At 67.5% G+C, this 26038-nt stretch carries 26 protein-coding genes and 2 tRNA genes; 9 read left to right on the top strand and 19 right to left on the bottom strand.

Annotation, left to right across the window (positions count from 1 at the left end):
- Nucleotides 1-22: 22 nt before the first annotated feature.
- The 10 genes from ACP7C5_RS10960 to rutB all read right to left on the bottom strand — a co-directional run bounded on the left by ACP7C5_RS10960 (nucleotide 23) and on the right by rutB (nucleotide 9239).
- Nucleotides 23-796, bottom strand: coding sequence for an enoyl-CoA hydratase (locus ACP7C5_RS10960; RefSeq protein ID WP_426264262.1), 774 nt, complete (start codon nucleotides 794-796; stop codon nucleotides 23-25).
- Between the two features lie 103 nt (nucleotides 797-899).
- The gene (locus tag ACP7C5_RS10955; RefSeq protein WP_426264261.1) at nucleotides 900-1940 is read right to left on the bottom strand and encodes an enoyl-CoA hydratase/isomerase family protein; all 1041 of its coding nucleotides are present in this window, start codon (nucleotides 1938-1940) and stop codon (nucleotides 900-902) included.
- The gene (locus tag ACP7C5_RS10950; RefSeq protein ID WP_133186921.1) at nucleotides 1937-3082 is read right to left on the bottom strand and encodes an acyl-CoA dehydrogenase family protein; all 1146 of its coding nucleotides are present in this window, start codon (nucleotides 3080-3082) and stop codon (nucleotides 1937-1939) included. The genes ACP7C5_RS10955 and ACP7C5_RS10950 overlap by 4 nt, the downstream gene beginning before the upstream one ends.
- Nucleotides 3079-4248, bottom strand: coding sequence for a polysaccharide deacetylase family protein (locus ACP7C5_RS10945; RefSeq protein WP_426264260.1), 1170 nt, complete (start codon nucleotides 4246-4248; stop codon nucleotides 3079-3081). Before ACP7C5_RS10945 ends, ACP7C5_RS10950 begins: the two co-directional genes overlap by 4 nt.
- Nucleotides 4245-4625: a RidA family protein gene (locus ACP7C5_RS10940; RefSeq protein ID WP_229839280.1), complete on the bottom strand. Its 381-nt coding sequence runs from the start codon at nucleotides 4623-4625 to the stop codon at nucleotides 4245-4247. The genes ACP7C5_RS10945 and ACP7C5_RS10940 overlap by 4 nt, the downstream gene beginning before the upstream one ends.
- Before the next feature lie 4 nt (nucleotides 4626-4629).
- A complete protein-coding gene (locus ACP7C5_RS10935; RefSeq protein ID WP_426264259.1) occupies nucleotides 4630-6129 on the bottom strand; it encodes a CoA-acylating methylmalonate-semialdehyde dehydrogenase in 1500 nt (499 codons plus the stop codon).
- Nucleotides 6130-6252: 123 nt separating this feature from the next.
- Nucleotides 6253-7323 (bottom strand): pyrimidine utilization protein A, encoded by a 1071-nt coding sequence (rutA, locus tag ACP7C5_RS10930; RefSeq protein WP_426264258.1) that lies wholly within the window; start codon nucleotides 7321-7323, stop codon nucleotides 6253-6255.
- Between the two features lie 5 nt (nucleotides 7324-7328).
- Nucleotides 7329-8129: a pyrimidine utilization protein D gene (rutD, locus tag ACP7C5_RS10925; RefSeq protein WP_426264257.1), complete on the bottom strand. Its 801-nt coding sequence runs from the start codon at nucleotides 8127-8129 to the stop codon at nucleotides 7329-7331.
- Complete coding sequence (rutC, locus tag ACP7C5_RS10920; RefSeq protein ID WP_426264256.1) at nucleotides 8122-8505, bottom strand: pyrimidine utilization protein C; 384 nt, start codon at nucleotides 8503-8505, stop codon at nucleotides 8122-8124. The genes rutD and rutC overlap by 8 nt, the downstream gene beginning before the upstream one ends.
- A gap of 2 nt (nucleotides 8506-8507) precedes the next feature.
- Entirely contained in the window at nucleotides 8508-9239 is a 732-nt protein-coding gene (gene rutB, locus ACP7C5_RS10915; RefSeq protein ID WP_189675639.1) for a pyrimidine utilization protein B, read from the bottom strand.
- Between the two features lie 132 nt (nucleotides 9240-9371).
- Between rutB and ACP7C5_RS10910 the strand changes: the two genes are divergently transcribed.
- From ACP7C5_RS10910 to mtnA, 5 genes are all read left to right on the top strand, one after another.
- Nucleotides 9372-9445 (top strand) — tRNA-Gly (locus tag ACP7C5_RS10910).
- An 11-nt stretch (nucleotides 9446-9456) separates the two neighbouring features.
- Nucleotides 9457-10071, top strand: a complete 615-nt coding sequence (locus ACP7C5_RS10905) for a methylthioribulose 1-phosphate dehydratase (RefSeq protein WP_426264255.1) — start codon at nucleotides 9457-9459, stop codon at nucleotides 10069-10071.
- Nucleotides 10068-10610 (top strand): 1,2-dihydroxy-3-keto-5-methylthiopentene dioxygenase, encoded by a 543-nt coding sequence (locus ACP7C5_RS10900; RefSeq protein WP_426264254.1) that lies wholly within the window; start codon nucleotides 10068-10070, stop codon nucleotides 10608-10610. Before ACP7C5_RS10905 ends, ACP7C5_RS10900 begins: the two co-directional genes overlap by 4 nt.
- Entirely contained in the window at nucleotides 10607-11284 is a 678-nt protein-coding gene (gene mtnC / locus ACP7C5_RS10895) for an acireductone synthase (protein ID WP_426264253.1), read from the top strand. The genes ACP7C5_RS10900 and mtnC overlap by 4 nt, the downstream gene beginning before the upstream one ends.
- A 98-nt stretch (nucleotides 11285-11382) precedes the next feature.
- Nucleotides 11383-12414: an S-methyl-5-thioribose-1-phosphate isomerase gene (mtnA, locus tag ACP7C5_RS10890; RefSeq protein ID WP_426264252.1), complete on the top strand. Its 1032-nt coding sequence runs from the start codon at nucleotides 11383-11385 to the stop codon at nucleotides 12412-12414.
- 44 nt (nucleotides 12415-12458) lie between these two features.
- Here mtnA and ACP7C5_RS10885 read toward each other — a convergent pair whose 3' ends face one another.
- The 3 genes from ACP7C5_RS10885 to ACP7C5_RS10875 form a co-directional block, all read right to left on the bottom strand.
- Nucleotides 12459-13601 carry an aminotransferase gene (locus ACP7C5_RS10885; protein ID WP_426264251.1) on the bottom strand — a complete coding sequence of 381 codons (1143 nt, stop codon included), beginning with the start codon at nucleotides 13599-13601 and terminating at the stop codon, nucleotides 12459-12461.
- A 171-nt stretch (nucleotides 13602-13772) separates the two neighbouring features.
- Entirely contained in the window at nucleotides 13773-14189 is a 417-nt protein-coding gene (locus ACP7C5_RS10880; RefSeq protein ID WP_426264250.1) for a hypothetical protein, read from the bottom strand.
- 101 nt (nucleotides 14190-14290) lie between these two features.
- A tRNA-Tyr gene (locus ACP7C5_RS10875) sits at nucleotides 14291-14377 on the bottom strand.
- 230 nt (nucleotides 14378-14607) lie between these two features.
- Here ACP7C5_RS10875 and rlmB point away from each other — a divergent pair.
- Nucleotides 14608-15354, top strand: a complete 747-nt coding sequence (rlmB, locus tag ACP7C5_RS10870) for a 23S rRNA (guanosine(2251)-2'-O)-methyltransferase RlmB (RefSeq protein ID WP_133186895.1) — start codon at nucleotides 14608-14610, stop codon at nucleotides 15352-15354.
- A gap of 138 nt (nucleotides 15355-15492) precedes the next feature.
- On the opposite strand, the gene ACP7C5_RS10865 is transcribed toward rlmB, so the two are convergent.
- Nucleotides 15493-15810, bottom strand: a complete 318-nt coding sequence (locus ACP7C5_RS10865) for a 2Fe-2S iron-sulfur cluster-binding protein (RefSeq protein ID WP_133186893.1) — start codon at nucleotides 15808-15810, stop codon at nucleotides 15493-15495.
- Between the two features lie 72 nt (nucleotides 15811-15882).
- Between ACP7C5_RS10865 and ACP7C5_RS10860 the strand changes: the two genes are divergently transcribed.
- The 3 genes from ACP7C5_RS10860 to ACP7C5_RS10850 are packed head-to-tail and all read left to right on the top strand — an operon-like array spanning nucleotide 15883 to nucleotide 17716.
- Nucleotides 15883-16506, top strand: coding sequence for a DNA-3-methyladenine glycosylase family protein (locus ACP7C5_RS10860; RefSeq protein ID WP_426264249.1), 624 nt, complete (start codon nucleotides 15883-15885; stop codon nucleotides 16504-16506).
- On the top strand, nucleotides 16506-16850 hold the full coding sequence (locus ACP7C5_RS10855) for a hypothetical protein (RefSeq protein WP_426264248.1): 345 nt from the start codon (nucleotides 16506-16508) through the stop codon (nucleotides 16848-16850). The genes ACP7C5_RS10860 and ACP7C5_RS10855 overlap by 1 nt, the downstream gene beginning before the upstream one ends.
- Complete coding sequence (locus ACP7C5_RS10850; RefSeq protein WP_426264247.1) at nucleotides 16847-17716, top strand: S-methyl-5'-thioadenosine phosphorylase; 870 nt, start codon at nucleotides 16847-16849, stop codon at nucleotides 17714-17716. The genes ACP7C5_RS10855 and ACP7C5_RS10850 overlap by 4 nt, the downstream gene beginning before the upstream one ends.
- A 142-nt stretch (nucleotides 17717-17858) precedes the next feature.
- On the opposite strand, the gene ACP7C5_RS10845 is transcribed toward ACP7C5_RS10850, so the two are convergent.
- The 5 genes from ACP7C5_RS10845 to ACP7C5_RS10825 all read right to left on the bottom strand — a co-directional run bounded on the left by ACP7C5_RS10845 (nucleotide 17859) and on the right by ACP7C5_RS10825 (nucleotide 26038).
- Entirely contained in the window at nucleotides 17859-18677 is an 819-nt protein-coding gene (locus ACP7C5_RS10845; protein WP_426264246.1) for an HpcH/HpaI aldolase/citrate lyase family protein, read from the bottom strand.
- Entirely contained in the window at nucleotides 18674-20170 is a 1497-nt protein-coding gene (locus ACP7C5_RS10840) for an efflux transporter outer membrane subunit (RefSeq protein WP_426264245.1), read from the bottom strand. Before ACP7C5_RS10840 ends, ACP7C5_RS10845 begins: the two co-directional genes overlap by 4 nt.
- Entirely contained in the window at nucleotides 20167-23355 is a 3189-nt protein-coding gene (locus ACP7C5_RS10835) for an efflux RND transporter permease subunit (protein ID WP_426264244.1), read from the bottom strand. Before ACP7C5_RS10835 ends, ACP7C5_RS10840 begins: the two co-directional genes overlap by 4 nt.
- Nucleotides 23356-23361: 6 nt before the next feature.
- Nucleotides 23362-24564, bottom strand: coding sequence for an efflux RND transporter periplasmic adaptor subunit (locus ACP7C5_RS10830; protein WP_426264243.1), 1203 nt, complete (start codon nucleotides 24562-24564; stop codon nucleotides 23362-23364).
- Between the two features lie 205 nt (nucleotides 24565-24769).
- Complete coding sequence (locus ACP7C5_RS10825; RefSeq protein WP_426264242.1) at nucleotides 24770-26038, bottom strand: amidohydrolase family protein; 1269 nt, start codon at nucleotides 26036-26038, stop codon at nucleotides 24770-24772.

Genomic DNA, 26038 nt, shown 5'->3' with positions numbered 1-26038 from the left:
CAAGCGGGAGGGGAATTGTGCGTCACTTCCCCGTCCAGGTTCCCGCGCGCTTCTCGACGAAAGCGCTCATTCCCTCGCTCTGGTCCTCGGTCCCGAACAGCGCGTGGAACAGCCGACGCTCGAACTGCACGCCCATCGCGAGGCTCGTCTCGAACGCTGCATTGACCATCTCCTTGTTCGCCAGCACGGCGAGCGGCGCCATCCCGGCGATCGTCGCCGCGGTCTTGACCGCTTCCTCGACCAGCTCGGCGGCGGGCACGACGCGCGAGACGAGCCCGGCGCGCTCGGCTTCGGCGGCGTCCATCATCCGGCCGGTGAGGCACATCTCCATCGCCTTGGCCTTGCCGACCGCGCGCGTGAGGCGCTGCGAACCGCCCATGCCGGGCGAGACCGCAAGCTTGATCTCGGGCTGGCCGAACTTGGCCGAGTCGGCGGCGAGGATGAAGTCGCACATCATCGCCAGCTCGCATCCGCCGCCGAGCGCATAGCCCGATACCGCCGCGATGACGGGCTTGCGCGTCTTGGTGAAACGATCCCAGCCGGCGAAGAAATCATGCGCGTACATGTCGGCGAAGCCTTGGCGCTGCATCTCCTTGATGTCGGCACCCGCAGCGAACGCCTTCTCGCTGCCGGTGATGACGGCGCAGCCCTGCGACGGATCGGCATCAAACGCCGCCATCGCCGCGAGCAGATCGGCGAGGATCTGGCTGTTGAGCGCATTGAGCGCCTGCGGGCGGTTGAGCGTGACAAGCGTCACGCGCCCGCGCTGTTCGACGAGGAGGGTTTCGTAAGTCATTTGTCTCTCCGTCGCCCCGGCGAAGGCCGGGGCCGTTGGGTGGTGCGCGCGACGCCTGCCACGCGCGAATACAAAGCGGTCCCGGCCTGCGCCGGGGCGACGATCAGCCGGGCGTCCATTCGTCGGCCGCGGGCAGCGGCGCGAAGATCTGGTCGAGCACGTGCGGGCTCACGCCCTCGGGCGTCGCCGGGTCCCAGCGCGGGGCATTGTCCTTGTCGACGATCACCGCGCGGACGCCCTCGAGGAAATCATGCCGCTGCACCACATGCGCGCCGACGGCATATTCCTGGCGCATCTCGTCTTCGAAGGTCGACATCGTCGCGCCTTCGTGGAGCAGGCGGAGCGAGACCTTCATCGTCTGCGGCGACTTGGTTTTGAGCGTGGCGAGCTGCTTGAGCGCCCACTCACCGCCATCCGCCTCGAGCGCGGCGTAGATGTCCTCGAGCACGTCCGAGGCGAACAGCCGGTCGATGTCGGCCCGATGCGCGAGGATCCGCGCTTCGGGTGGCGTCGACCCCAGGTCCGCAAGCGTTGCCGCCAGCGTCGCAGGGTCAGCCACGATCCGCGCCTTGGCGTCTTCGAGCGTGGCACTCGGCAGGTAGTGCGTGGCAAGGCCCAGCGCGAGGCACTCCGCACCGTCGAGCCGGTGCCCGGTCAGCGCGAGATACTGGCCGATCCGCCCCGGCAGCCGCGACAAGAACCAGCCGCCGCCGACATCGGGGAACAGGCCGATGCCCGTTTCCGGCATGGCGAACTTGGTGTTCTCGGTCGCAACGCGGTGGTCGCATGGGCAAGCGAGCCCGACCCCGCCGCCCATCGTAATGCCGTCCATGAAGGCGACGGTCGGCTTGGCGTAGGTGAAGAGGCGGTGGTTGAGGCGGTATTCGGTGTGGAAGAAGCGCCGCGCGTCGGCCCCATCGCCCGCGCCGCTCTCGGCAAGCATGCGGATGTCACCGCCCGCGCAGAAACCGCGGCCCTCGGCGTGGTCGAGGAGGATGACCTCAACTGCGGGGTCTGTGCGCCAAGCGTCGAGCGCTCGGAGCATGGCTTCGCACATCGGCGTGGTCAGCGCATTGAGCGCCTTGGGCCGATTGAGGCGGATACGGGCAACCCGCCCGTCGACGGAGGTGAGGACGTCGCTCATTGCCGCGTCAATTCTCGACCGACGATCATCCGCATGACCTGGTTGGTGCCCTCGAGGATCGAATGGACGCGCAAGTCGCGCCAGAAGCGTTCGATCGGATAGTCCATCAGATAGCCGTACCCGCCGTGCAGCTGCAATGCGCGGTCGGCGACGGCCGACCCGGTGTCGGTCGCGAGCCGCTTGGCCATCGCGGCGAACTTGGTCTTGTCGGGCGCGTTCGCGGTCACCTTCGCTGCCGCCATGTAGAGCAACGCGCGTGCCGCCTCCAAGTCGGTCGCCATGTCGGCGAGCATGAACTGCGTGTTCTGGAAATCGGCGATTGCGGTGCCGAACTGCTTGCGGTCGCGCGTATAGGCGATCGCCTCGTCGAGGCAGCGCTGCGCGCCCCCGAGCGAGCAAGCGCCGATGTTGAGCCGCCCGCCATCGAGCCCCATCATCGCGATGCGGAAGCCCTCGCCCTCGCCGCCGACGAGGTTCTCGGCAGGAACGCGCACGCCGTCGAAGGTCACTTGCCGCGTCGGCTGCGAGTGCCAGCCGAGCTTGCGTTCGTTCGCGCCGAAGCTGACGCCGGGCATGTCCTTCTCGATCACCAGGCACGAAATGCCCTTGGGGCCTTCGACGCCGGTGCGCACCATCGTGACATAGACTTCATTCTCGCCCGCGCCCGAGATGAACTGCTTGCTGCCAGTGACGATGTAATCGTCGCCGTCACGGACCGCCTTGGTCTTCAGCGCCGCCGCGTCCGAGCCCGAGCCGGGTTCGGTCAGGCAATAGCTTGCGATTCGGTCCATCGTGACCAGCGAAGGCAGATATTTGTCCTTCACGCCTTGCGATCCGAACCGGTCGATCATCCACGCCGCCATGTTGTGGATGCTGATGAACGCCGAGGTCGAGGGACAGCCATAGGCCATCGCCTCCATGATCAGCGCCGCCTCGAGCCGGCCGAGGTTGATCCCGCCCGATTCTTCGGAGACGTAGATCGCGGCGAAACCGAGCTCGGCCGCCGCCTTGATCGTCTCACGCGGGAAGATGTGCTTCTCGTCCCATTCCGCCGCGTGCGGGGTGATCCGGTCGGCGGTGAACTTGCGCGCGAGATCCTGGATCTCGCGCTGGTCGTCCGTGAGGTCGAATTGGTCGGTCATACAGCGATCCCTAAGCGCGAGGTGCGCGGCGTTACAAAGGCAGTCGACGCACAGACGCGCCGCCACGGGTGGAGTTGCACCGGACACCGCCGGTGCGAGGACGTTCGCGCCGCAGCGGTGCGTGCCAGCGGCGCGCGGTGCAGGACGCGCTCGGCGAACAGCCGGTTGGCAAGCGGCAGGTCGTTGCGCTCGTAATAGAGCTTTCCGCCGACCTGCTTCCGCCAGGCCAGCGCCTCGGGCAAGGTGCCGTTCGCGCTGACGAAGTCGCTGGTGTCGTGATAGACCGGATCGGCGAAGGCGGCGTCGGCGGTGACGATCGCCCAGCCATCCTTGCGCAGCGCCGCCACGAGATCGGGCAGATAGCGCGCGGCGACATCGGTCTCATGCAGCAGCAACACCTGCGGTGGCGCGCGCCCGATCGTGCGGCGCACCAGCGCGTCGGAGAAATCGGCGGATTGCACCATCGTCTCGACATAGAGGTCGCGCAGCGCGGCCTCGTCGATGCTGCGCCCGGCGCGCTTTGCGGCGATCGTCTGGCCTTCGATGTTCCAGTCGGAGCCGTCGACCGAAACCCAGGCGATCTGCAGCCTGCGCGTGATGAGGCCATCGACCACCGCGCGACGCTTCGCCATGTCGCGGCCGCCCTGATTGAGCCCGGGAAAGCGGAACCACGGGCGATAGCCGGGTCGGCCCCTGAGCCAGTGCTCAGCCTTGTCGACGTCGGCGAGGAATGCCGGCGCCGGCATCGACGCGAGATCGCGGTGCGAGAAACTGTGATCGCCGACGACGTGCCCCGCCGCGACATAGGAGGCGAGCCGCGCATCGGCGCGGTTCATTGGCCCGATCCGCCCCGGGTTGGCGAAGAACGCCGCCTGCGCGACACCGGCCGCGCGCAACCCCGCGGTCAGCAGCGTCGCGCGCTGCTCGGGCGTGTAGAACGCGCCGGGGCCACGCGGCACATCGTCGAAAGTCAGCGCGATGCGCTTGCCCTCGGCGCGCCAGCCACGCGAGCGCTCGAGGTTGATCGCGGTCGGCACCGCGATCACCACGATCGCACCGACGAGCAAGCCGATCCGCACGCGATACAGCCGCGCGTCAAGCGCCGCCGTCGCGCCGCGCCGCCGCTTGCGGGTCAGCCGCCAGAGGAGCCCGCCGCGCCGCGTCATGCACACAGCACTTCGGCTTCGATTTCGACGCGCCATTCGGGGCGGATGAAACCCGATACGATCAGCGTCGTCGTCGCCGGTCGCGCCGTGCCGAACCAACGGCCGTGCACCGCCGCGACCGCGGGGAAATCGGCGCGATCGGTCAGATAGAGGCAGGTGCGCACGGTATCGGCAATATCGCCGTCGAGATCAGCAATCGCCTTGGCGACGATCGCGCAGCAGCGCTCCATCTGCGCCGCCGCGTCGCCCGGCGTGGTCGATCCGTCGGGCTCGATCGGCGCGGTGCCGGCGACCATGATCTGGCCGCCGGTCCGCACCGCGCGCGAAAATCCGAGGATCGGCTCGAGCGGCGAACCGCTGCTGACGCGGCGCTTCACTCGCTCACCCCATCGTCGGGATGACGAAGGCGTTGGCGCCGTCGCCGACTCCGCCATCGGGCCAGCGCTGCGTCACGGTCTTGACCTTGGTCCAGAACTTGACGCCTTCCATGCCGTGCTGGTTGGTGTCGCCGAACGCCGAGCGCTTCCAGCCGCCGAAGGTGTGATACGCCACCGGCACCGGGATCGGCACGTTGATGCCGACCATGCCCACGTTGACGCGTGCGGCGAATTCGCGTGCGGCGTGGCCGTTGCGCGTGAAGATGGCGACGCCGTTGCCGTATTGATGCTCGCTCGGCAGGCGCAGCGCATGCTCGAAATCGTCAGCGCGGACGATCTGGAGCACGGGGCCGAAGATCTCTTCCTTGTACGCCGACATCTCAGGCGTGACGTGATCGAAGAGCGAGGGCCCGATGAAGAAGCCCTTCTCATGCCCCTGCAGTTCGAAGCCGCGGCCGTCGACCACCAGTTCGGCGCCTTCGTCGACGCCGGTCTGGATCCACTGCTCGATCCGGGTGCGATGCGCTGCATTCACAACCGGGCCGTAATGCGCGTCATTGTCGGTCGAGACGCCGACGCGGAGAGCGGCGATCGCGGGGATCAGTTTCTCACGCAGAGCGACCGCGGTCTTCTCGCCGACCGGCACCACGACGGGGAGCGCCATGCAGCGCTCGCCCGCGCTGCCGAACGCCGCGCCCGACAGATCGGCGACGACCTGGTCGAGATCGGCATCGGGCATGACGATGCCGTGGTTCTTGGCGCCGCCCATCGCCTGGACGCGCTTGCCCGCCGCGACGCCGCGCTTGTAGACGTAATGCGCGATGTCGGACGAACCGACGAAGCTGACCGCGCTGATCGCGGGATGATCGAGGATCGCGTCGACCATTTCCTTGTCGCCATGGACGACCTGGAGGATGCCCTCGGGCAATCCGGCCTCGGCGAACAGCTCGGCGAGCCGGACCGGCACCGACGGATCGCGCTCGCTGGGCTTGAGCAGGAAGGCGTTGCCCGTCGCGATCGCGACGCCCGACATCCACAGCGGGATCATCGCCGGGAAGTTGAACGGCGTGATGCCCGCGCCGATGCCGAGCGGCTGGCGCATCGAATAGACGTCGATGCCGGGGCCTGCGCCCTGGGTGTATTCGCCCTTCAACACATGCGGGATGCCGCCGCAGAATTCGATCACCTCGAGCCCGCGCTGGATGTCGCCCTTCGAATCGGCGATCACCTTGCCATGCTCGGACGAGAGCAGATGCGCGAGCTCGTCCATGTGCGCCTCGACCAGCGCCTTGAAGTTGAACATCACGCGCGCGCGACGCTGTGGGTTGGTCGCCGCCCAGCCCGGCTGCGCCTTCAGCGCGGCGGCGACCGCGGCGTCGAGCGTCGCCTGCGTGCCGAGGTTGACGCTCGCCTGGACGAGGCCGGTGTTGGGATCGAACACGTCGCCGGTCCGAGTCGCTCCGCCGCCCGAAAGGCCGACGATGTGATGGTCGATGATCCGCATGGCATACTCTCCGTTTTGCGATGCTCTTTCGACCAATTTTTGCGCCGCGCCAACCCCATCTAGTTTCCGATGTAACGGTTTGGCGTCGGATACGATCGCGTCATCCCGGCGTGACGGTCGCGGTCAGGCTCCCACCCCCGCCCGGCACTTCATCAGCGGCTGGATCCGCGTGCCGAACGCCTCCACGCCCTCGATGAAATCGTCGAAGGTCAGCAACACGCCGCCGGTGTTGGGGACTTCCGCCATCTCGTCGAGCATCCGCGCGACGCTCTCATACGAGCCGACCAGCGTCCCCATGTTGATGTTGACCGCCCCCTCGGGCGCGGCGAGCTGGCGGACGTTGGTGTCCTTATTGTGCGTGTCTTTCGCGCCTTGGTCGGCGAGCCAGGCGATCGCGTCGAGATCGACCCCGGCATTGTACGATTGCCATTTCGCCATCGCCTCCTCGTCGGTCTCGGCGGCGATGATCATGATGAGGACGAAGATCGAGACGTCGCGCCCGGTCTTCTGCGTGGCGGCGGCGAGGCGCGTGTTGTTCGAGGCGAAGGCGGTCGGCGTGTTGACGCCCTTGCCGAGGCAGAAGGCATAGTCCGCCCATTTCGCCGAGAAAGCGAGCCCCTCGTCGGACGAGCCCGCGCAGATGATCTTCATATCGCCGTCTGGCTTGGGCCGGACGCGGCAGTCCTCCATCTGATAGTAATCGCCCTTGAAGTCGCTGACGCCCTCGGCCCACAATTCGCGCAGGATATGGGCATATTCGTCGAGCATCTTGTAGCGGTTGCGGAAATGCGCATCGCCCGGCCACATCCCCATCTGCGTATATTCGGGCGGCTGCCAGCCGGTGATGAGGTTGAGCCCGAAGCGCCCATGGCTGATCGAATCGATCGTGTTGCACATCCGCGCGGCAAAGGCCGGCGGGATGACGAGCGTCGGGCAGGTCGCGAAGATCTTGATCTTCTCCGTCACCGCGGCGAGGCCCGCCATCAGCGTGAAGCTTTCGAGGCCGTATTCCCAGAACTCGGTCTTGCCGCCGAAGCCGCGCAGCTTGATCATCGACAGCAGGAAATCGAGCCCGTGCTTCTCGGCCGACTGCGCGATCGTCTTGTTGAGATCGAACGAAGGCATGTACTGCGGCGCGTTCTCCGAGATCAGCCAGCCATTGTTGTTGATGGGGACGAAGACGCCGACCTGCATGCGCGTTATCCTTGCACGGTTTCGCCCGCCAGCCAGGCAAGCACGAAGCTGTTGAACGCATCCGGATCGACCACATTGACCGCGTGGCCGCCATGCTCGGCGCGGCAGAAGCCGGCGATCGGCAGGCCGTTGGCAAGCGCGACCCCGGCGTTGGACGGGACGAGCATGTCGTCATCCGACACCACGACGAGCACCGGGCGATGGATGTCTCGCAGGCGTTCCGAAACGTCGAACGCGGCGAGCGCGGCGATCCGTTTTTCCATAGTCGCTGCACCCGGGAAATGCGCGAGCTGCTCGGGCAACTCCGCCTCTAGCAGCGCATCGTTCGCCGAGATCCAGTTGGGCGGATAGAGGAACAACGGTTGCGCGCGCAGGTACGCCTCGGGTCCACTCCCGCGCAGCAACGCCAGCCTTGCAGCGAAGCACCGCAGGAAATGCGGATCGGGCGACGCCCAGCCGTTGACCACGACGAGCTTGTCGATCCGGTCGGGCGCCATCAGCGCCAGCGCCAACGCCGCGACACCGCCCGCGGCATGCCCGACGACGATCGCCCGCGGAATGGCGAGCGCGTCGAGCAGCGCGAGCATGTCGGCGGCGAGATCGTCGACGGTGACGGCATCGGGCAGCGCGCGGTCGCTGCGACCCGTCCCACGATGATCGTAGGCGATCACGCGGTAGCGCTCGGACAGCGCCGCGATGTTGGGCGCCCAATAGTGCGCCGACCCGCCAAGCCCCGAGGACAGGATCAGCGGAGGCGCGTCCTCGCGCCCGTGAATCTCGTAATAGAGCCCCGCTGCCTCAGCCAAGATGCGCGACCGATGCGATTTCGACGAGGCACTCGGGCTTCACCAGTTCGGCCTGGATGCAGTAACGCGCGGGCTTCGCGCCCGGGAAATACTCGGCATAGACCGCGTTGAATCCGGCATAGTCGGCAAGGCTCTTGAGGAAGATATGGTTCATCGCCACGTCTTCGAGCGTCGCACCCGCCGCCTCAAGCGTGGTGCGGATCGTGTCGAGGATATGGCGCGTCTGGCCGGCGGCATCGCCGACATGCAGCACCGCCCCGCCCTCGCCGAGCGCGAGCATGCCCGAGACGTAGATCGTGTTGCCCGCCTTCGCCGCGGCCGAATAGGGCGCGATCGGGGTCGGGAATTGCGGGGGATTGATCGCTTCGAAAGGCATGGTCACTCCTTGGGGGACTGGCCGAAGCTGCCGCAGAAATCCGCGGTCGTGCTGACCCAGCCGAAAAACTTCTCGATATTGTACACGCTTGCCGCCTGCATCGCCGGAGGCCCGAGATGATGCGTCGCATCCTCGAGCATCACCCCGAAATATTCGAGATGAAAGCCGTCGCGCAGCGTGCTTTCGACGCAGACGTTGGTGGCGATCCCGACGAAGACGATGTTGCGGATGCCGCGGGCGCGCAGGACGCTGTCGAGCTGCGAGTTGAAGAACGCCGAATAGCGCGTCTTGTGGAGCGAAATGTCGCCCGGCTGCGGTTTCAGCGCATCGACCAGCGCGTAATCCCACCCGCCGCGCGCGAGCAGTTGCCCCGCGAGTTCGGGCCGCTTGCGCATCGTCTTCAATGCATTCGACTTGTGGAAATTGGGCGATTGCGGCCCGCCTGCCTCGACATAGGCGGGATCCCAGCCATTCTGCAGGTAGATCACCTGCACGCCCGCCGCGCGCGCGGTATCGAGCACGGTGGCGATCTTGCCGATCGTCCCCGCCGCACCCGCTATGTCGAACCCGGCGAGATCGACGTAACCGCCTTCGCTCGCATAGGCGTTCTGCATGTCGATCACGACGACCGCGGTCTGTTCGGGCGCGAGCCGCAACGCCTCGGGCCGCGCCGGGAGCGTGACCGCCGTGTCGCCGTCGCCGCCGGGGCAGGTTACGGTCTGATCGTCGGGCACGCGGCACTCCTTGCGGGGAAGCGCCCGATCCTGTCGCGTTGCACGCACAAGTACAAGACCCGCATCTTGCGCCGCGCGCAGCACCGCGCTAACCGATGCCCGTCGCCGCACATGCGTGCGCTGAGCCGGCGAGCGGGTATAGTACAATGGTAGTACAGCAGCCTTCCAAGCTGAATACACGGGTTCGATTCCCGTTACCCGCTCCAGCCGCCCCCCGATGACCAGCACCAGCTTCGAACATGCGCGCGACGCGATCGTCGCGGTCGGCCGTTGGCTCGACTCCAAGGGCTGGGCGCCCGCGACCTCGGGCAATTATTCGGCCCGGCTCGACGATGGCAGCTTTGCGGTCACGGTGTCGGGCCGGCACAAGGGGCGCCTCACCCCCGACGACGTGATGCGCGTCGATGCCGGCGGCGCGGCGCTCGACGGCAAGACACCTTCGGCCGAGACTGCGCTCCACCTCGCGCTCTATCGCGCCTTTCCCGCTGTCGGCGCGGTGCTCCACAGCCATTCGCCGAGCGCGGTCGGCTTCAGTCGGGCGGTAGCGGGTGACGGCTATCGGTTGGCAGGGCACGAGATGCTCAAGGCGCTCCCTGGCGTCGCGACACACGACACCGCGGTCACGCTGCCGATCGTCGAGAACAGTCAGGACATGGCGATCGTCGAAGCTGCCATCGCCCCGCGGCTGCTGGAAAGCGGTGCGATTCCCGCCTATCTCATTCGCAGCCATGGTCTTTATGGCTGGGGCCGCGACATGGCCGAGGCCGAGCGGGTGATCGAAGCGATCGAATGGATGATCGCCGCCGAACGCGCCGAAAGGAGCTTTCGATGAGTCGCTTGCAGGTCTTTGCCGACACCGACGGCACGACGGCGCTGCTCGATACGCGAGACGGCACCGCGATCGCCGCGGCGCTCGGCGCGGTCGGTGTGCTGTTCGAGCGCTGGCCGCTCAAGCCGGTCGATGCCGACAGCGACGTGCTCGCGGCCTACGCCGACGAGGTCGCGCGGCTGACCGCGAAGGGCGGCTATCGCGCGATCGACGTCGCGCGAATCGCGCCCGACCATCCCGAGCGCGCCGCCCTGCGCGACAAATTCCTGTCGGAACATACGCATGGCGAGGACGAAGTGCGCTTCTTCGTCGAGGGCAAAGGACTGTTCACGCTCCATCACGAGGATCGTGTGTTCAATATGCTATGCAGCGCGGGCGATTTGATCTCGGTGCCGGCGGGCATGCGCCACTGGTTCGACATGGGCGCAAGCCCACGCTTCACCGCGATCCGGCTGTTCGTGAATCCCGACGGTTGGGTCGCGCAATTTACCGGCAGCGACATTGCCGAGCGCTTCCCCCGGCTCGAACCGGCGGCAGCGTGAAGGCGATCCTGACCGATATCGAGGGCACGACGTCGAGCATCGCGTTCGTTGCCGAAGTGCTGTTTCCGTATGCCCGCGCGCGTTTGGCCGATTATGTCGCGGCGCATCCGGCGGAGACCGCGCCGATCCTCGCCGAGGTTGCGGCTATGGAGCCGGGCGATCCCGTGGCGACGCTCACGCGCTGGATCGACGAGGATCGCAAGGCGACGCCGCTCAAGGCGCTGCAGGGGATGATCTGGGCCGACGGTTACGCCGCGGGCGCGTTCACGGGGCATGTCTATGCCGATGCGGTGGCGGGGTTGCGGCGCTGGCATGCGGCGGGGGTGAAGCTTTACGTCTTCTCGTCGGGATCGGTCGCGGCGCAGACATTGCTGTTCGGGCATAGCGATGCGGGCGACCTGACAGCGCTGTTCTCGGGCTATTTCGATACGACGACGGGACCGAAGCGCGAGGCGGCGTCCTATGCGATGATCGCGGCTGCAATCGGCGTCGAGGCAAGCGCCGTGCTGTTCCTGTCGGACACCCCCGAGGAAGTCGCCGCCGCGCGTGCGGCGGGGATGGACGCGCTGCTGATCGATCGCGCGGGCGGCGGCGGCGGGGATATTGCGAGCTTCGACGAGGTGAGCGCAGTGCGCTCCCCACTCCCTTCCCCGGCGAAGGCCGGGGCCCAGTAGCGGACGGCTGAACAGCGGGCGCGGCGCTTCGCTCGCAAAACCTTCGCTCCTGGGCCCCGGCCTTCGCCGGGGAAGGGCAACACTATTAGGAACGCGCGATGAAACTCGACGGTACGCATCAACGCTCGATCACGCGCACCGCCGATGGCGCGGGCGCGCGCATCCTCGACCAGCGTGAGCTTCCCTGGGTGGTCAAGTGGGTCGAACTACGCAGCGTGCACGCGGCCGAGCTCGCGATCCGCGAGATGTGGACGCGCGGCGCTCCGCTGATCGGCGCGACCGCCGCGTACGGCCTCGCGATGGCGCTGGCAGAGGATGGATCGGACGCCGCATTGGATGCCGCTTACACGCTGTTGCTCGAATCACGCCCGACCGCGGTCAATCTCAAATGGGCGCTCGACCAAGTCGCCGCCATAGTCCGCCCCCTCCCCACCGCCGACCGCGCCGCCGCCGCCTTCGCGCGCGCCGATGCGATCTGCGACGAGGACGTCGCGCTCAACCAGGCGATCGGCGCGCATGGCCTCGCGCTGTTCCGCACCCTCCACGCGGAGAACCCCGATCGCCCGCTCAACATCCTGACGCATTGCAACGCCGGCTGGCTGGCGACGGTCGATTACGGCACCGCGACCGCGCCGATCTATCTCGCGCACGACGCGGGCATTCCAGTTCACGTATGGGTCGACGAGACGCGCCCGCGCAACCAGGGCGCTTTGCTCACCGCGTTCGAACTGGCGGGGCACGGCGTGCCGCACACCGTGATCGCCGACAATGCGGGCGGGCATTTGATGATGACCGGCCAAGTCGACGCGGTGATCGTCGGCACCGACCGCGTCACCGCCAATGGCGACGTGTGCAACAAGATCGGCACCTATCTCAAAGCGCTTGCCGCCAAGGACAACGGCGTGCCGTTCTACGTCGCTTTGCCCTACACCACCTTCGACGCCAGCACCGCGACGGGCGCGGACGTGCCGATCGAGGAGCGTTCGGGGGAGGAAGTGACGCATGTAGCAGGCGAAGGCGGTCGCATCCGCGTTACCGCATCGGGTGCGGCGAACCCGGCGTTCGACGTAACGCCGGCGCGGCTGGTGACGGGGTATTTGACCGAACGGGGATTGCTGACGTCGGTCTGATGCGCCGGCGAGGGTAAAGCGCCCTGCCTTGTCCGTGCCGAGCGCTACGGCCGCGCCGCCATCCGTTCCAGCGCCGCGTCGAGCGTCGCGTCCTGCTTGGCGAAGCACAGCCGCACGACGCTCGTAACCGCATCCTGCGCATAGAATGCCGAAACCGGGATCGTCGCGACACCCGCTTCGTCGAGCAGCCACTGCGCGAAGGCGACGTCGCCCATCGCGATGCCCGAGGCGGCGAGATCAATATTGAGGAAGTAGGTCGCCGCACTCGGCAGCACGCTATACCCAAGCCCGCGCAACCCCGCCGCCAGGCGATCGCGCGAGCGCTGGTAGCCTGCACGCATCCCCTCGAAATAGGCCACATCCTTACCCAGCCCATAGGCCGCCGCCGCCTGCAGATTGGGCGGCGTCGTGAAGGTCAGGAACTGGTGCGCCTTGGCCAGCACCGAGGATATCGCGGGCGTGGCGCACATCCAGCCGACCTTCCACCCCGTCAGCGAGAAGATCTTGCCCGCCGAGCCGATCTTTACGGTGCGCTCCCGCATCCCCGGCAGCGCCATCAGCGATTGGTGCCGCGCGCCGTCGAACACGACGTGCTCCCACACCTCGTCGCAAATCGCGATCGCGTCGTGGCTTGTGCAGAAATCGGCAATCAGCGCGAGCTCGTCGGTGCCGATCATCGTGCCGGTCGGGTTGAGCGGCGAATTGAGGATGACCAGCCGCGTCCGCGCGCTCGCCACAGCCGCGAGCGCTTGGGCGGTGACGCGCCACTCGGGCGGTTCGAGCCGCACGAGCCGTGCGACGCCCCCTGCCCGCTGTACGAGCGGCAGATAGGCGTCGTAGAGCGGCTGGAACATCACCACTTCGTCGCCCGGTGTCACCAGCGCGAAGATTGCCGCAGCGAGCGCCTCGGTCGCGCCCGAGGTTACGATCACCTCGCGCGCATCGAGGTCGAGCCCCTGATGGACGCGGTAATGCGCGGCGACCGCCGCTCGCAATGCCGGCGTCCCCGCCATCGGCGGATATTGATTCGAATCCTCGAGCAGCGCGCGCGCCGCCTCGGCGAGCACATCCTCTGGCCCGCGACCGTCTGGAAAGCCTTGCCCGAGGTTGATCGCGCCGCTCGCCCGCGCGCGTGCCGACATCGTTTCGAAGATCGTTGTGCCAAGCCCGGCAAATAGCGGATTCATCGCAAGAGACGCCCAAGACAAGGGAGGACAGGTCGCGCGGGAGATGGACCGCAAGTCCGGCAGCCGCAAGCGCTATACGCGGCGCGGGCCTCAACCGACGCCCGAGCGGCGATCGCCGCCGACGCGCGCCGATCCGAAGGGCTCGACGCGCCGCCACGCTTGGCCTAGCTTTCAGCCGGAGAGTGAAAAATGACAGAAAAAAGCGTTTGGATGGTCGATCAACTGGCCGCCGCAAAAGTCGTCCGCGAACTCGATCTCGGCATCACCGCAGAACAAACCGAACGGCTCGCAGCGCTTCTGGCCGAGCATCGCGTCGACACGCTCGATCTGGGCGTCACGCGCATCCAGTCGGTGATCTCGCAGGCGGTGCGCGACGTTCTGCTCCGCAACCAGCACCGCGACGCCGCCTGGTCCGACGGATGCAGATCGGCGGAATCGGCGATTTTCGCCGCGACATTTTCGGTCGTGAACGAAATGCGCCCGCGGCAGAATCGAACGACGGGGCAGGTTCTGCGGTCGTTGGTCCGGCAGGCTCGGTCCACGGCTGCCGCCGAACCGCTGCTCCAGCGCATCGATGCGTCGGCGCACGGAGCCCGTACGCAATCCGCCTAGCGCGCCGCTCGGCCGACCGGCCTCGCGGGACGTCGTTTGCGATGTTCCATGGTGCCGGACGGATCCGGGAGAACACATGGTGGACAGGGTAGGGTTCGAACCTACGTAGGAGAAACTCCGGCAGATTTACAGTCTGCTGCCTTTAACCACTCGGCCACCTGTCCCCAGGTGCTCGCCCTTGCGGGCGGTCGCTCCGAAAAGCGAGGCGTGCCAATGCCGACCGCATCGGCGCGTGTCAACGGCTATAGCGACGCTTTCGCCATCAAAAACGCGCAAGGCTTGCACGCGCGGCGTCCGGCGCATACCCGTGGCGCCACAATCTGCTTGGTCGATCGAAGGTTTTCGCAATGGTTCGTTTCCCCCTCTCCGCCCGCAGCTTCGGCGGGATCGCCTGATGGCCGGCCGTCGCGGACATCGCCCGTCGCAAGCGCCTGCCGGGCGCCCGCGCTTCTGGGGGCGCCACGCCGTCACCGCCGCGCTCGAAAATCCCGAGCGCGTCGTGCGCAAGATCTGGGCGACGCGTGAAGCGATCGCCAATATCGATTTCGATCCGGCGATCCCGATCGTCTATGCCCAGGTGACCGATCTCGCGCGGCTCGTACCGGGCGACGCGCCGCATCAGGGGCTGGTGATCGAGGTCGATCCGCTCGAGGATATGTGGCTCGCCGATCTGCTCGAGCAAGGCGAAGGCGATCAGCGTCCGTTGCTGATCCTCGACGGCGTGACCGATCCGCACAATGTCGGCGCGATCCTGCGCTCGGCGGCGGCGTTCGACGCACTTGGGATCGTCACGCCCGATCGCAACGCCCCGCCCGAATCGGGCACGATCGCCCGCTCGGCCTCGGGCGCGCTCGAAGTGGTGCCGTGGGTGCGTGTCACCAACCTGGCGCGCGCGCTCGAGGAGATTGCCGCGGCAGGCTTCTGGCGAATCGGCCTGACGGGCGATTCGAACCAGACGCTCGCCACGGCGATGGGGACGCAGCGCGTCGCGCTCGTGCTCGGTGCCGAGGGCGAAGGCATGCGCCAGAACACCGCGGCGCATTGCGACGAGCTCGCCAAGCTGCCGATCTCGGACAAGATCGAGAGCCTCAACGTGTCGAACGCGGCGGCGATCGCGCTGTACGCGGTGGCGACGCGCTAAGCGCTCATAGCACGGCGCGCGCCAGGACGCCGGCAAAGCCGTCGTCGGACGGGATCGCGTAAGCGACCCCGCCGGCCGTGCCGGGCGCTGCGGCGCGGCCGCACCGGCGCCGTCGCTGCGCCGACGTGCCTGCGCCCGTCAGTCTTCCGCGGCGATCGTGACCTTCAGCCCATCAAGCGCGTCGGTCATCGGCAGCTGGCACGACAGCCGCGAAGTCGCGGTGCGATCGGCCGACGAATCGAGCAGGTCGTTCTCGTCTTCGCTCATCTTCGGGAGTTTGTCGGCAAACTCCGGGTCGACATGGACATGGCACGTCGCGCACGAGCAGCAGCCGCCGCACAGCGCGAGAATCTCGTCGATCCCGGCGTCGCGGATCACTTCCATCACCGACAGGCCTGCCTCGCCCTCGATTTCGCGCTCTTCACCCTCACGAGTCACAACGATAAGCTTGGGCATTGACGGTCCTTTGCGATAGCGAATTCTCCACCGCCATGCCGCCAGACGCGGCGCCGATCAAGGGATCACCGCATGGGCCTGAGCGCCGACCAGCTGAAGACCGCTCTCGACGAACTCGCGACGCGCGAACCCGCCATCGCGGCGGCGCTCGCGCGCGTCGGCTATCCCGAACCGCGCATTTCGCCCCGCGGCTATGTCACGCTGCTGCGCACGATCATCGGGCAGCAAGTCAGCACCAAGGCGGCGGAGTCGGTGTGGCGCAAGCTCGAGACGATCATCGGCGACCTCGACGATCCCGCCAACGTCACCAGCGCGAGCGACGAGCAATTGCGCGAGGCCGGCCTGTCGCGCCAGAAAGCGGGCTATGCGCGCAGCCTGGCGGCGCTGGTCGCAAGCGGCGAACTCGATCTGGCGAACTTGCCCGCCGACGATGAGGAAGCGATCGCCAAGCTCGTCGCGGTCAAGGGCATCGGGCGCTGGTCGGCGGAGATCTATCTCCTGTTCGCCGAGGGTCGGCTCGACATCTGGCCCGCGGGCGACCTCGCGATTCAAATCGAAGTCGGACGGATCCTCGGCCATGAGGCGCGCCCGAGCGAGAAACTGGTGCGCGAGCTGGCCGAAGCGTGGCGGCCGCACCGTGGCGCTGCAGCCGTTTTCGCCTGGTATCACTATCAAAGCGACATGAAGGTAATCTGATGGCCAAAGCCGACCGCCTCGCCCGGCTCGATGACCGCCGCATCGAGAGCGAAACCGAATATCATGCGCTGCTCCGCGGCGCCTTGGAGCGGACGGCTGCGGGGCAGATCCGGCTGTTCGGACACACCAAGGACAAGGCGCAGATCGCCAAGGCAGCGCCCGTTGTCGCCGAGCTGACCGAACTCGGCGAGACGATCGACGCTTTGCGCGATCAATTGTCGATCGAGCCGTTCGCGCTCCACGCGCAATTCCTTGCCTCGCGCGGCGCGGTCAGCGCACATGCCGTCGGCGAGGCGAAGCAAGCGCAGGCCTGGCTCGATCAGTGGACGGAGACTCGCGCATGAGCGGCAAGTGGACATTGGGCATCATCGGCGGATCGGGCCTCTACGCGATCGACGCGCTGGAGCACCCCGAATGGCGCCGCGTCGAGACGCCGTGGGGCGCGCCGTCCGACGAATTGCTGTTCGGCTCGATTGGCGACGTCGACCTCGTCTTCCTGCCGCGCCACGGTCGCGGGCACCGGATCAGCCCGTCCGAGCTAAACTTTCGCGCCAATATCGACGCGCTGAAGCGCAGCGGCTGCACCGATCTGGTGGCAATCTCGTCGATCGGGTCGCTGCGCGAGGAATTGCCGCCGGGCCATTTCGCGATCGTCGACCAGTTCATCGACCGGACGGTCGCGCGCGCCTCGAGCTTCTTCGGCTCCGGCATGGTCGCGCACGTCTCGATGGCCGAGCCGGTCTGCCCGCGCCTCTCGGCCTTCGCGGCCGAGGCGGTCCATGCCGCTGGCGGGAGCGTCGCGAAGGGCGCGACCTATCTCGCGATGGAGGGCCCGCAATTCTCGAGCCGCGCCGAGAGCGTGATGTACCGCCAATGGGGCGCCGACGTGATCGGCATGACCGCGATGCCCGAAGCCAAGCTCGCGCGTGAGGCCGAGCTGCCGTACGCGCTGATCGGGATGGTGACCGATTACGATTGCTGGCGCGAGGAAGCCGCGTTCGTCGAGGTGCACGAAGTGATCAAGCAAATGGGCGCGAACGGCGTGATCGCGCGCAAGGCGGTCGAGGCGCTGGTTGCGGCGCTGCCGGCCGAGCGGACGCCCTCGCCGCTCGACACGGTGCTCGACTATGCGCTGATTACGGCGCCCGAGGCGCGCGATCCGGCGATGCTGGCGAAGCTCGATGCGGTGGCTGGGCGCGTGCTGGGTTAGCGCCGCAAGGTCAACCACACCACCCGTCACCCCGGGCTTGTCCCGGGGTCCACCGTGATACGCGCAGTTCGCTCGCCGCCTGTGCGGCACGGTGGGCCCCGGGACGAGCCCGGGGTGACGTGGAGGGCAGGAGAACGCCCTGCTACACCAAAGCGACGACTCGCTCCGCCTCTTCAAGATGCAACCGCTCGACCATCTCACCCGCCACGCGGATCGCGCCCTTGTCAGCATTCTCGGGCAGCGCGAACGCCGCGATCACCGCTTGCGCCCACGCCATGCGATCGGCCGACGGCGCAAAGGCGCGATTGGCGGGCGCGATCTGCGCAGGGTGGATGAGCGTCTTGCCGTCGAAGCCGAAAGCCGCCCCCTGCCCGCATTCCGCCGCCAGTTCGGGTGTGTTGGCGAGCACGTTCGACACCCCGTCGAGCGCGATGAGGCCATGCGCCCGCGCCGCGGTGACGATCGCGGTCAAATGCGGCAGCAGCGGCAGGCGGTCGGCCCCCGGCGTGCAGCGCATGTCCTTGGCCAGGTCATTCGTCCCCGCGACCAGACAGGCGAGCCCCGGCGCGGCCGCAATCAGCGGCAACGCGAGCATCGCCGCGCACGTCTCGATCATCGCCCAAAGCGGCACCGCGCCAAGCTGCGCGCGCGCGAGCGCAAGATCGCCCGGCGCCGAAACCTTGGGCAGCAACACCGCATCGAAGCCAGCATCGGCGGCGTCAGCCAGATCGGCCTCGCCCCATGCGGTGTCGAGCCCGTTGACGCGCAGCACCAGCAAGCGCGCGCCAAACCCGCCCTCTGCCGCCGCCGCGATCGCCTGCGCGCGCGCCGCCGCCTTCTGCTCGGGTGCGACGGCATCCTCGAGGTCGAGGATCACTACGTCGCAGTCGAGCCCGCGCGCCTTGGTAATCGCACGCGCGTTCGACGCGGGCATGAACAAAGCGCTGCGGATGCGCATCACGGGGTCGGCGTCACGGGCTCGCGCCGCGCCGGCACAGGCGCGTCTTCCCAGCCGCCGCCGAGCGCCTTGAACAGGCTGATCTGTGCGTCGGACACCGCCGCATCAGACTGCGCGAGCGCCGCGCGGGCACTCGCCCGATCGCGCTCGGCCTCGATCAGCAGCAGGAAGCTGTCGGCCCCATAATCGAAGCGCAATTGCGAGAGCTTGGCCGCAGCGCTGCTCGACGCCTCGGCGCGGCGCAACGCCGCGTTGCGATCGAGCGCGCCCGCATAACGCGCGAGCGCCTGCTCGACTTCCTGCAACGCCGTCAGCACGCGGCCGTCGAAGGTTGCAAGGCTCGCATCAGCGCCGGCGCGCGCCTGACGGATCCGCGCGCGCGCAACGGTCTGGTTGGGGAAGCTCCACGAGATCAGCGGTCCGGCCGAATAGGTGACCGCGCTGCCCTTGAACAACTGGCTGCCGCGCTGGGAATTGAGGCCGATCGATCCGAGCAACTGGATCTTTGGATAGAGATCGGCGACCGCGATGCCGATCCGCGCGGTATCGGCGGCGAGCGTCCGCTCGGCCGCGCGAACATCGGGGCGCCGCGCGATCAGCGCCGCGCCATCGCCGACCGGCAGCACCGACGCGATGCGCGGTGGTACCTTGCAGGCGTCTGCCGCGGCATCGACCTGTTCGGGGGCTAAGCCCGTCAGCACCGCGAGCGCATAGAGCGACGCACGCCGCTCGGCCTCGAAGCCCGGGATCGTCGCCTGCGTCTGCGCAAGCAGCACGTCGGCGCGATCGACGTCGCGCCGCGTCCCCCGCCCTGCGTCGAACAGCGTGTTGGTCAGTGCAAAGGTCCGCTGCTGCAACTGCACCGTATCCAGCGCGACCGAACGCTGCGCGGCATTGCTGCAGGCCGTCGCATAGGCCCGCGCGGTTTCCGCCGCGACCGAGACGCGCGCGGCATCGAGCTGCGCCTGCGCCGCCTGGACATCGCCACGTGCCGCTTCGATCGCGCGCGTGATCCCGCCGAACAGATCGACCTCGTACGACGCATCGAAGCCGAGTTTGAAGCTGTTGTATTGGAAGGTCTGCTGCGTCGCCGCACCGGTGGTGCCGCCCGTGGTGCCGCCGGTCCCCAGCGCGCCCGCGCCGACACTGGCGAGGTTGGCCTGGCCACGCGTATATTGCGCGCTCGGGCTGGTCGTCGGCAGCCGCGCTCCGCGCTGCTCGTCGAGCACGGCGCGGGCACGCTCGAGGTTGCCGGCAGCGATGCGCACATCGGTATTGTGCGCGAGAGCATCGGTCACGAGCCGGTCGACCACCGGGTCGTTATACAGCCGCCACCAATGATCGGGCAGCGGGGTCGGCGTGATCGCCGCGGTCTTGCCGGCTTCGGCAAAGCTACCGCCAGTCGCCGCGACGGGCATCGTCGGCTTGGTGTAATTGGGTCCAACGACGCACGCCGACAAAGCGAGCGCGGGAAAGACTGCTACGATACGCTTCATGCCGGCGTCTCCTCGGGCGCGGGGAGGTGCTTTGGCGGCTTGGCCTTCCGGCGCGGCATCTTGGACGACACCCAATCGCCGAAGGTTCGGCTGATGACGTAGAAGCTCGGCGTGAACAGCAAGCCGAAAGTGGTCACGCCGATCATCCCGAAGAACACCGCGACGCCGAGCGCGCGGCGCATCTCGGCGCCCGGCCCGGTCCCGATCACCAGCGGCAGCACGCCGAGGATGAACGCGATCGAGGTCATCACGATCGGGCGCAGACGCTGCTCGGCGGCGTGGATCGCAGCCTCGTGCATCTCCATCCCGGCATCCTCGTTCTGCCGCGCGAACTCGACGATCAGAATCGCGTTCTTGGCCGCGAGGCCGATCAGCACGACGAGGCCGATCTGCGTGAGGATGTTGTTGTCCCCACCGAACAGATTCACCCCGACGATCGCAGCGAGCAGACACATCGGCACGATCAGGATGACCGCGAGCGGCAGCACCAGGCTTTCGTAATTCGCCGCGAGCAGCAGGAACACGAACAGCACGGCGAGCCCGAACACGAGCGTCGCGGTGTTGCCCGCTTGCTGCTGCTGGAAGGCGAGCTCGGTCCATTCGAACGCCATGCCCTTGGGCAAGGTCTCGCTCGCCAGCTTGGCCATCGTCTGGAGCGACTGGCCCGACGAATAGCCGATCGCGGTATCGCCCTGCAGTTCGGCCGACGGATAGAGGTTGTAGCGCACGACGCGATACGGCCCGCTGTCGTTCTTGAGCGTCATCACCGAATCGAGCGGCACCATATTGCCCGCCGCCGATCGCGTCTTGAGATGCCCGACGTCGGACGTCTGGTCGCGATACGGCGCATCGGCCTGCGCCGTCACGCGGTAGGTACGCCCGAGATAGTTGAAGTCGTTGACATACGTCCCGCCGAGATAGGTGCCGAGCGTCGAGAAGACGTTCGCCACCGGCACGCCGAGCTGTTCGGCGCGTTCGCGGTCGATATCCGCCGACAAGCGCGGCGTGCGGGTGTTGAAGGTGGTGAAAGTGCTGACCAGGCCTGGCGTCTGGTTGGCCTTCATCATCATCGCGAAGGCCGCGCCTTCGAGCGCCTTGTAGCCAAGGTTCGAACGATCCTCGATCAGCATCTTGAACCCGCCGCCGGTGCCGATCCCGCGGACGGGTGGCGGCGGCACGATCAGCAGATTGCCGCCGTGGATCGCCCCCAGCGCACCGCGCATCTGGTTGGCGATCTCGTCGGCGGTCTTGCGATCGCCGAACGGCTTGAGCGTGATGAACATCGCGCCTGCGTTCGGTGCAGTCGAGAAGGTCGCGCCGTCGAGGCCGGCGAACGCGACCGTCGCGAGCGTCGACGGGTTCTTGAGCGCGATCTTGGTGGCTTGCTCCATCACTTCGGAGGTGCGCTGCAACGACGACCCTGGCGGCAACTGGATGACCGCGATCAGATAGCCCTGATCCTGCGCCGGAATGAAGCCCGACGGCGTCGCATAGAGCCGCCAGCCGGCAAGCCCGATCAAGCACGCATAGACGATCCCGACCAGCGCCAGCGCGCGCACCGCACGTGCGGTGAACTTGCCGAAGCGGCTGCTGATCTTGTCGAACCCGCGGTTGAAACCGCGCGCGAAGCGCGTCGGCCAGCCGAGCACGCCGGCGCGTGGCTCGGCGTCGTGCTTGGGCTTGAGCAACAACGCCGCGAGCGCAGGCGACAGCGTCAGCGACACGAACGCCGAGATCACCGCCGCCGACACGATCGTCAGCGCGAACTGCTGGTAGAACTGGCCAGAGATGCCCGGAATGAAGCTGGTCGGGATGAACACCCCGCACAGCACCAGCGAGATCGCGATCAGCGCGCCCGACACTTCGTCCATCGTCTCGTGCGCCGCTTCGCGCGGACTGAGGCCCTTTTCCTCCATCAACCGCTCGATATTCTCGACCACGACGATCGCATCGTCGACGACGATACCGACCGCGAGGATCAAGCCGAACAGCGACAGATTGTTGAGGCTGAAGCCGAACGCCGCGAGCATTGCGAGCGATCCGACGAGCGAAACCGGCACCGCGATCAGCGGGACGATCGTCGCGCGCCAGCTCTGCAGGAACAGCAGCACGACGAGCGCGACGAGCACGATCGCCTCGACCAGCGTGTGATACACCGCTTCGATCGACGCCTGGATGTATTCGGTCGGGTTGTACGGGATCTGATATTGCATCCCTGGCGGGAAGCTTTTCGACGCCTCGGCGATCGACGCCTTGACCGCGTCGGCGGTGGTCAGCGCGTTCGATCCGGGAAGCTGGGTGATCGCGAGGCCGATCATCGGCTTGCCGCTGAGCACGGCGTTGATGCCGTAATCCTGCGCGCCGAGTTCGACCCGCGCGACGTCGCGCAGCCGCGTGAGACGCCCTTGGTCATCGCGCTTGACGATGATCTGGCCGAACTCCTCGGGCGTGGTCAGGCGGCCCTTGGTCTGGATGCCGAGCTGGAAGGCGGTACCGCCCTGGTTGAACGGCGGCTGCCCGACCGAGCCCACCGCGACCTGCGCATTCTGCGCGCGGATCGCAGCGACGATCTCGTCGGTGGTCAGGTTACGCGAAGCCGCGAGATCGGGGTTGATCCACACGCGCATGTTGTAGTCCCGGCCACCGAAGGCGCGCACGCCACCGACGCCGGGAATACGCGCCATGCGGTCGATCAGCTGGGTCGTCGCATAGTTCGAGACATATTGCTGCGACAGCGAGCCGTCGGGCGAGGTCAACGCGATGACCATAAGGATGTCGGGCGAATTCTTGGCGACGGTCACGCCAACGCGGCGGACGTCGTCGGGCAGACGCGGCTCGGCGGTCGAGACGCGGTTCTGCACGAGCACCTGCGCCTGATCGACGTTGACGCCCTGCTTGAAGGTCACGGTGATCGACAATGCGCCATCGCCGGTCGACGAGGAAGACATGTAGATCATGTTCTCGACGCCGTTGATCGATTCCTCGAGCGGCGCGGCGACGGTCTCCGCGAGCGTTTCGGCGTTCGCGCCGGGATAGGTGGCGGTGACGACCACCGTCGGCGGCGCGATCTCGGGATATTGCGCGACGGGCAAGCCGGGATAGGCGACCACGCCGAACACGACGATCAGGATCGACAGCACCGCCGCAAAGATCGGGCGCTCGATGAAGAAATGGGGAAATTTCACGGGCGCTTACTTCGCGGTCGCATCGGATGCGGGCGGCGCCATGTCGGGCTGGCTCGTCGGCGCGGTATTAGCCGCGCGCGGCTTCATCTTGGTCAGCACTGCCTTGACCGCCATCCCGGGCTGGAGCGTGGTGATGCCCTCGATCACGACATGCTCGCTAGCGGCGAGCCCGGTCTTGATGACGCGCAAGCCCTCCACCTGTGGCCCCGTCTCGACCGGGCGCTGGACTGCCTTGCCGTCCTTGCCCACGACATAGACGAGCTTGCGCGTCTGGTCGGTCACGACCGCTTCGTCGGGGACGAGCATCGCGTGATAGGTGCCCGAGCCGAGCAGCCGCGCGCGACCGAACAGGCCGGGGGTGAGGAAGCCGTCGGGGTTCGAAATCACCGCATGCGCGCGGATCGTCCCCGAATTGGGATCGACCGCATTGTCGACGAATTCCATCCGGCCATGCCAGCGATAGCCGCTCTCGTCGGCGAGCTGGACTTCGACCGGGTTCGGCGTGTTGCGCGACGAGCCACGCTCGCCGGCCTTCGCCTGGCGGAGATACTTGAGATAGAAACTCTCGGCGCCGTCGAACGAGAACCAGATCGGGTCGGTCGAGACGACGCGCGTCAGCACGGTGGTCGCGTCGGTCGCGTAATTGCCCTTGCTGACGCGGCGATCGGACACGATCCCGGTGATCGGCGAGCGGACCGTGGTGAAGCTGAGGTTGAGCTGCGCGGTCGTGACGTTGGCATTGGCCGCGCCGAGATCGGCCTGACCACTGCGCACCGCCGCGAGCTTGGTCTCATATTCTTCCTTGCTGATCGCCTGCGCGGCGAGCAGCTTGTCGGCGCGCGCGAGCTCGGAGCGCGCGTTGGTCAGCGCGGCCTGCGCCTTGGCGACCTGCGCACGCGCCTGCGCGAGCGTGGCGGCATAGGGACGCGGATCGATCGTGAACAACGCCTCGCCGGCGCGAACGCGCTGACCATTGGCGAACAGCACCTTTTCGATCGTCCCCGAAACGCGCGGACGCAGCTCGACATCCTGGATCGCCTCGAAGCGACCGACATATTCGTCCCAATCGACGATGTCGCGTTGCAGCGGGAGCGCGACCGTAACCTGTGGGGCGGGGGGCGGCGGTGGCGCGCTCTTCGAACACGCGGCGAGCGCCAGAAGGCTGGCTACCGTCAAAAGCGAGCGAACCGAGCTCGTTGGCTTGATCATTTCCGTCTATCCCTACGACCTGGTCGGCTACAGTCCACCCTCGTCCAGGCGGTCCGCTCTCAAGGGCGGACTCACGGCCATCAGCGTCTAACTGCGACGATGAATGCTGCATTGCAAGAGGCCCGCGCGAAACGCTTGGTTTCCATCCTGTCACGATTGGCAACACGTTTCATCGTCACAGGATAGTTTTTCCGGGAGGCGAAAACTACAGCGTTACGATTGCGCCGTTTTTCATGATCCACGCGACATGCTGCACCGCATCCACCGCCGCGACCGGATTTCCTTTGACGGCAATCAGGTCCGCCAGCAGTCCGGCGCGCACGGCGCCCCGGTCGCTCAGATGGAAGGCGCGGGCGTTGCCCGATGTGGCGGCGATCAGCACTTGCGCGGCGGGCATTCCGGCGGCGGCCATCAACACCATCTCGCGGGCATTCTCGCCATGCGCGAAGACGCCGACATCGCCGCCCATGCAGATCGGCACGCCCGCCGCGCGCGCCAGCGCGAACGACGCGCGGCTCTGCGCGACCGCTTCGGGCACCGGATCGCCACCGCGCCAGCCGCGATAGCGCGCGACCGCATCGGAGGCGGCGAGCGTCGGGCACAAGGCGATGTGCTGTGCCGCCATCGCACGGAAGATCTCGGGCGTGCCGCCATAGCCGTGCTCGATCGTATCGGCCCCCGCGGCGATCGCGCGGCGCATTCCCTCAGGCGTCGCAGTGTGAACCGCGACGGTCCGTCCGGCATCGTGCGCCGCCTCCACTGCAGCCTTCATCTCGGCGACCGAAAAGGTCGGGCGGCTCGGCTCGCCCGGCCCCCAGCGATAGTCGCCGTAGAGCTTGATGACGTCGGCGCCCGCTGCGATCTGCGACCGGACGACGCGCACGAGCTCGTCCACCCCGCTCGCTTCCTCGGCGCCTTGCGGGATGACGAGGCCGGGCTCGAACCCCTTGGGGCCGTAGGCGCCCCTCGCGACGATCGCGCGCGTCGCGACGAGCAGCCGCGGGCCTGGCACGATCCCAGCGGAGATCGCCTGGCGCAGTCCGACATCGGCGTAGCCAGCGCCTTCGGTGCCGAGATCGCGCTCGGTGGTGAAGCCCGCGCGCAGCGTCGCCGCCGCTTGCGCAACGGCGCGCGCGGTGCGCAACGCGAGCGGCTCGTGGAGCACCTGATCGTCCCAGCTCGTCTCGTTATAGGGGTGGAGGAAGAGGTGGCCGTGGCCTTCGATCATCCCAGGCATCAGCGTGTCGCCGGGCAAGTCGATCGTCTCGGTCCCCGCCGGCACCGCGAGCGCCGGGCCGACCGCGGTGATTCGCTCGCCCGTGACGAGCACTTGCCAGCCGGGATGCGCGACGGGGTCGATCCCGTCGAACACCGCTGCCGGGCGTAGCAGCGTCGCGTGCGGCGCCACGGGCTCGGACGCGGCTCCGCCGAGCGCGAGCGGGGCGAACAGAAGGGCGGCAATCGGCCATTTCAT

Origin of the sequence: Sphingomonas sp. PWP1-2 (assembly GCF_049898305.1) — a bacterium.
Taxonomy (GTDB): Bacteria; Pseudomonadota; Alphaproteobacteria; order Sphingomonadales; family Sphingomonadaceae; genus Sphingomonas; species Sphingomonas glacialis.
The sequence above is the reverse complement of the archived record's forward strand: the minus strand, read 5'-3'. Positions and strand labels throughout refer to the sequence as shown.

Excerpts from the sequence above, each read along its gene's own strand:
- ACP7C5_RS10960 (WP_426264262.1), bottom strand. The coding sequence starts at position 796 with ATGACTTACGAAACCCTCCTCGTCGAACAGCGCGGGCGCGTGACGCTT.
- ACP7C5_RS10955 (WP_426264261.1), bottom strand. The coding sequence starts at position 1,940 with ATGAGCGACGTCCTCACCTCCGTCGACGGGCGGGTTGCCCGTATCCGC.
- ACP7C5_RS10950 (WP_133186921.1), bottom strand. The coding sequence starts at position 3,082 with ATGACCGACCAATTCGACCTCACGGACGACCAGCGCGAGATCCAGGAT.
- ACP7C5_RS10945 (WP_426264260.1), bottom strand. The coding sequence starts at position 4,248 with ATGACGCGGCGCGGCGGGCTCCTCTGGCGGCTGACCCGCAAGCGGCGG.
- ACP7C5_RS10935 (WP_426264259.1), bottom strand. The coding sequence starts at position 6,129 with ATGCGGATCATCGACCATCACATCGTCGGCCTTTCGGGCGGCGGAGCG.
- rutA (WP_426264258.1), bottom strand. The coding sequence starts at position 7,323 with ATGCAGGTCGGCGTCTTCGTCCCCATCAACAACAATGGCTGGCTGATC.
- rutC (WP_426264256.1), bottom strand. The coding sequence starts at position 8,505 with ATGCCTTTCGAAGCGATCAATCCCCCGCAATTCCCGACCCCGATCGCG.
- ACP7C5_RS10905 (WP_426264255.1), top strand. The coding sequence starts at position 9,457 with ATGACCAGCACCAGCTTCGAACATGCGCGCGACGCGATCGTCGCGGTC.
- ACP7C5_RS10900 (WP_426264254.1), top strand. The coding sequence starts at position 10,068 with ATGAGTCGCTTGCAGGTCTTTGCCGACACCGACGGCACGACGGCGCTG.
- mtnA (WP_426264252.1), top strand. The coding sequence starts at position 11,383 with ATGAAACTCGACGGTACGCATCAACGCTCGATCACGCGCACCGCCGAT.
- ACP7C5_RS10885 (WP_426264251.1), bottom strand. The coding sequence starts at position 13,601 with ATGAATCCGCTATTTGCCGGGCTTGGCACAACGATCTTCGAAACGATG.
- rlmB (WP_133186895.1), top strand. The coding sequence starts at position 14,608 with ATGGCCGGCCGTCGCGGACATCGCCCGTCGCAAGCGCCTGCCGGGCGC.
- ACP7C5_RS10865 (WP_133186893.1), bottom strand. The coding sequence starts at position 15,810 with ATGCCCAAGCTTATCGTTGTGACTCGTGAGGGTGAAGAGCGCGAAATC.
- ACP7C5_RS10860 (WP_426264249.1), top strand. The coding sequence starts at position 15,883 with ATGGGCCTGAGCGCCGACCAGCTGAAGACCGCTCTCGACGAACTCGCG.
- ACP7C5_RS10855 (WP_426264248.1), top strand. The coding sequence starts at position 16,506 with ATGGCCAAAGCCGACCGCCTCGCCCGGCTCGATGACCGCCGCATCGAG.
- ACP7C5_RS10850 (WP_426264247.1), top strand. The coding sequence starts at position 16,847 with ATGAGCGGCAAGTGGACATTGGGCATCATCGGCGGATCGGGCCTCTAC.
- ACP7C5_RS10840 (WP_426264245.1), bottom strand. The coding sequence starts at position 20,170 with ATGAAGCGTATCGTAGCAGTCTTTCCCGCGCTCGCTTTGTCGGCGTGC.
- ACP7C5_RS10830 (WP_426264243.1), bottom strand. The coding sequence starts at position 24,564 with ATGATCAAGCCAACGAGCTCGGTTCGCTCGCTTTTGACGGTAGCCAGC.
- ACP7C5_RS10825 (WP_426264242.1), bottom strand. The coding sequence starts at position 26,038 with ATGAAATGGCCGATTGCCGCCCTTCTGTTCGCCCCGCTCGCGCTCGGC.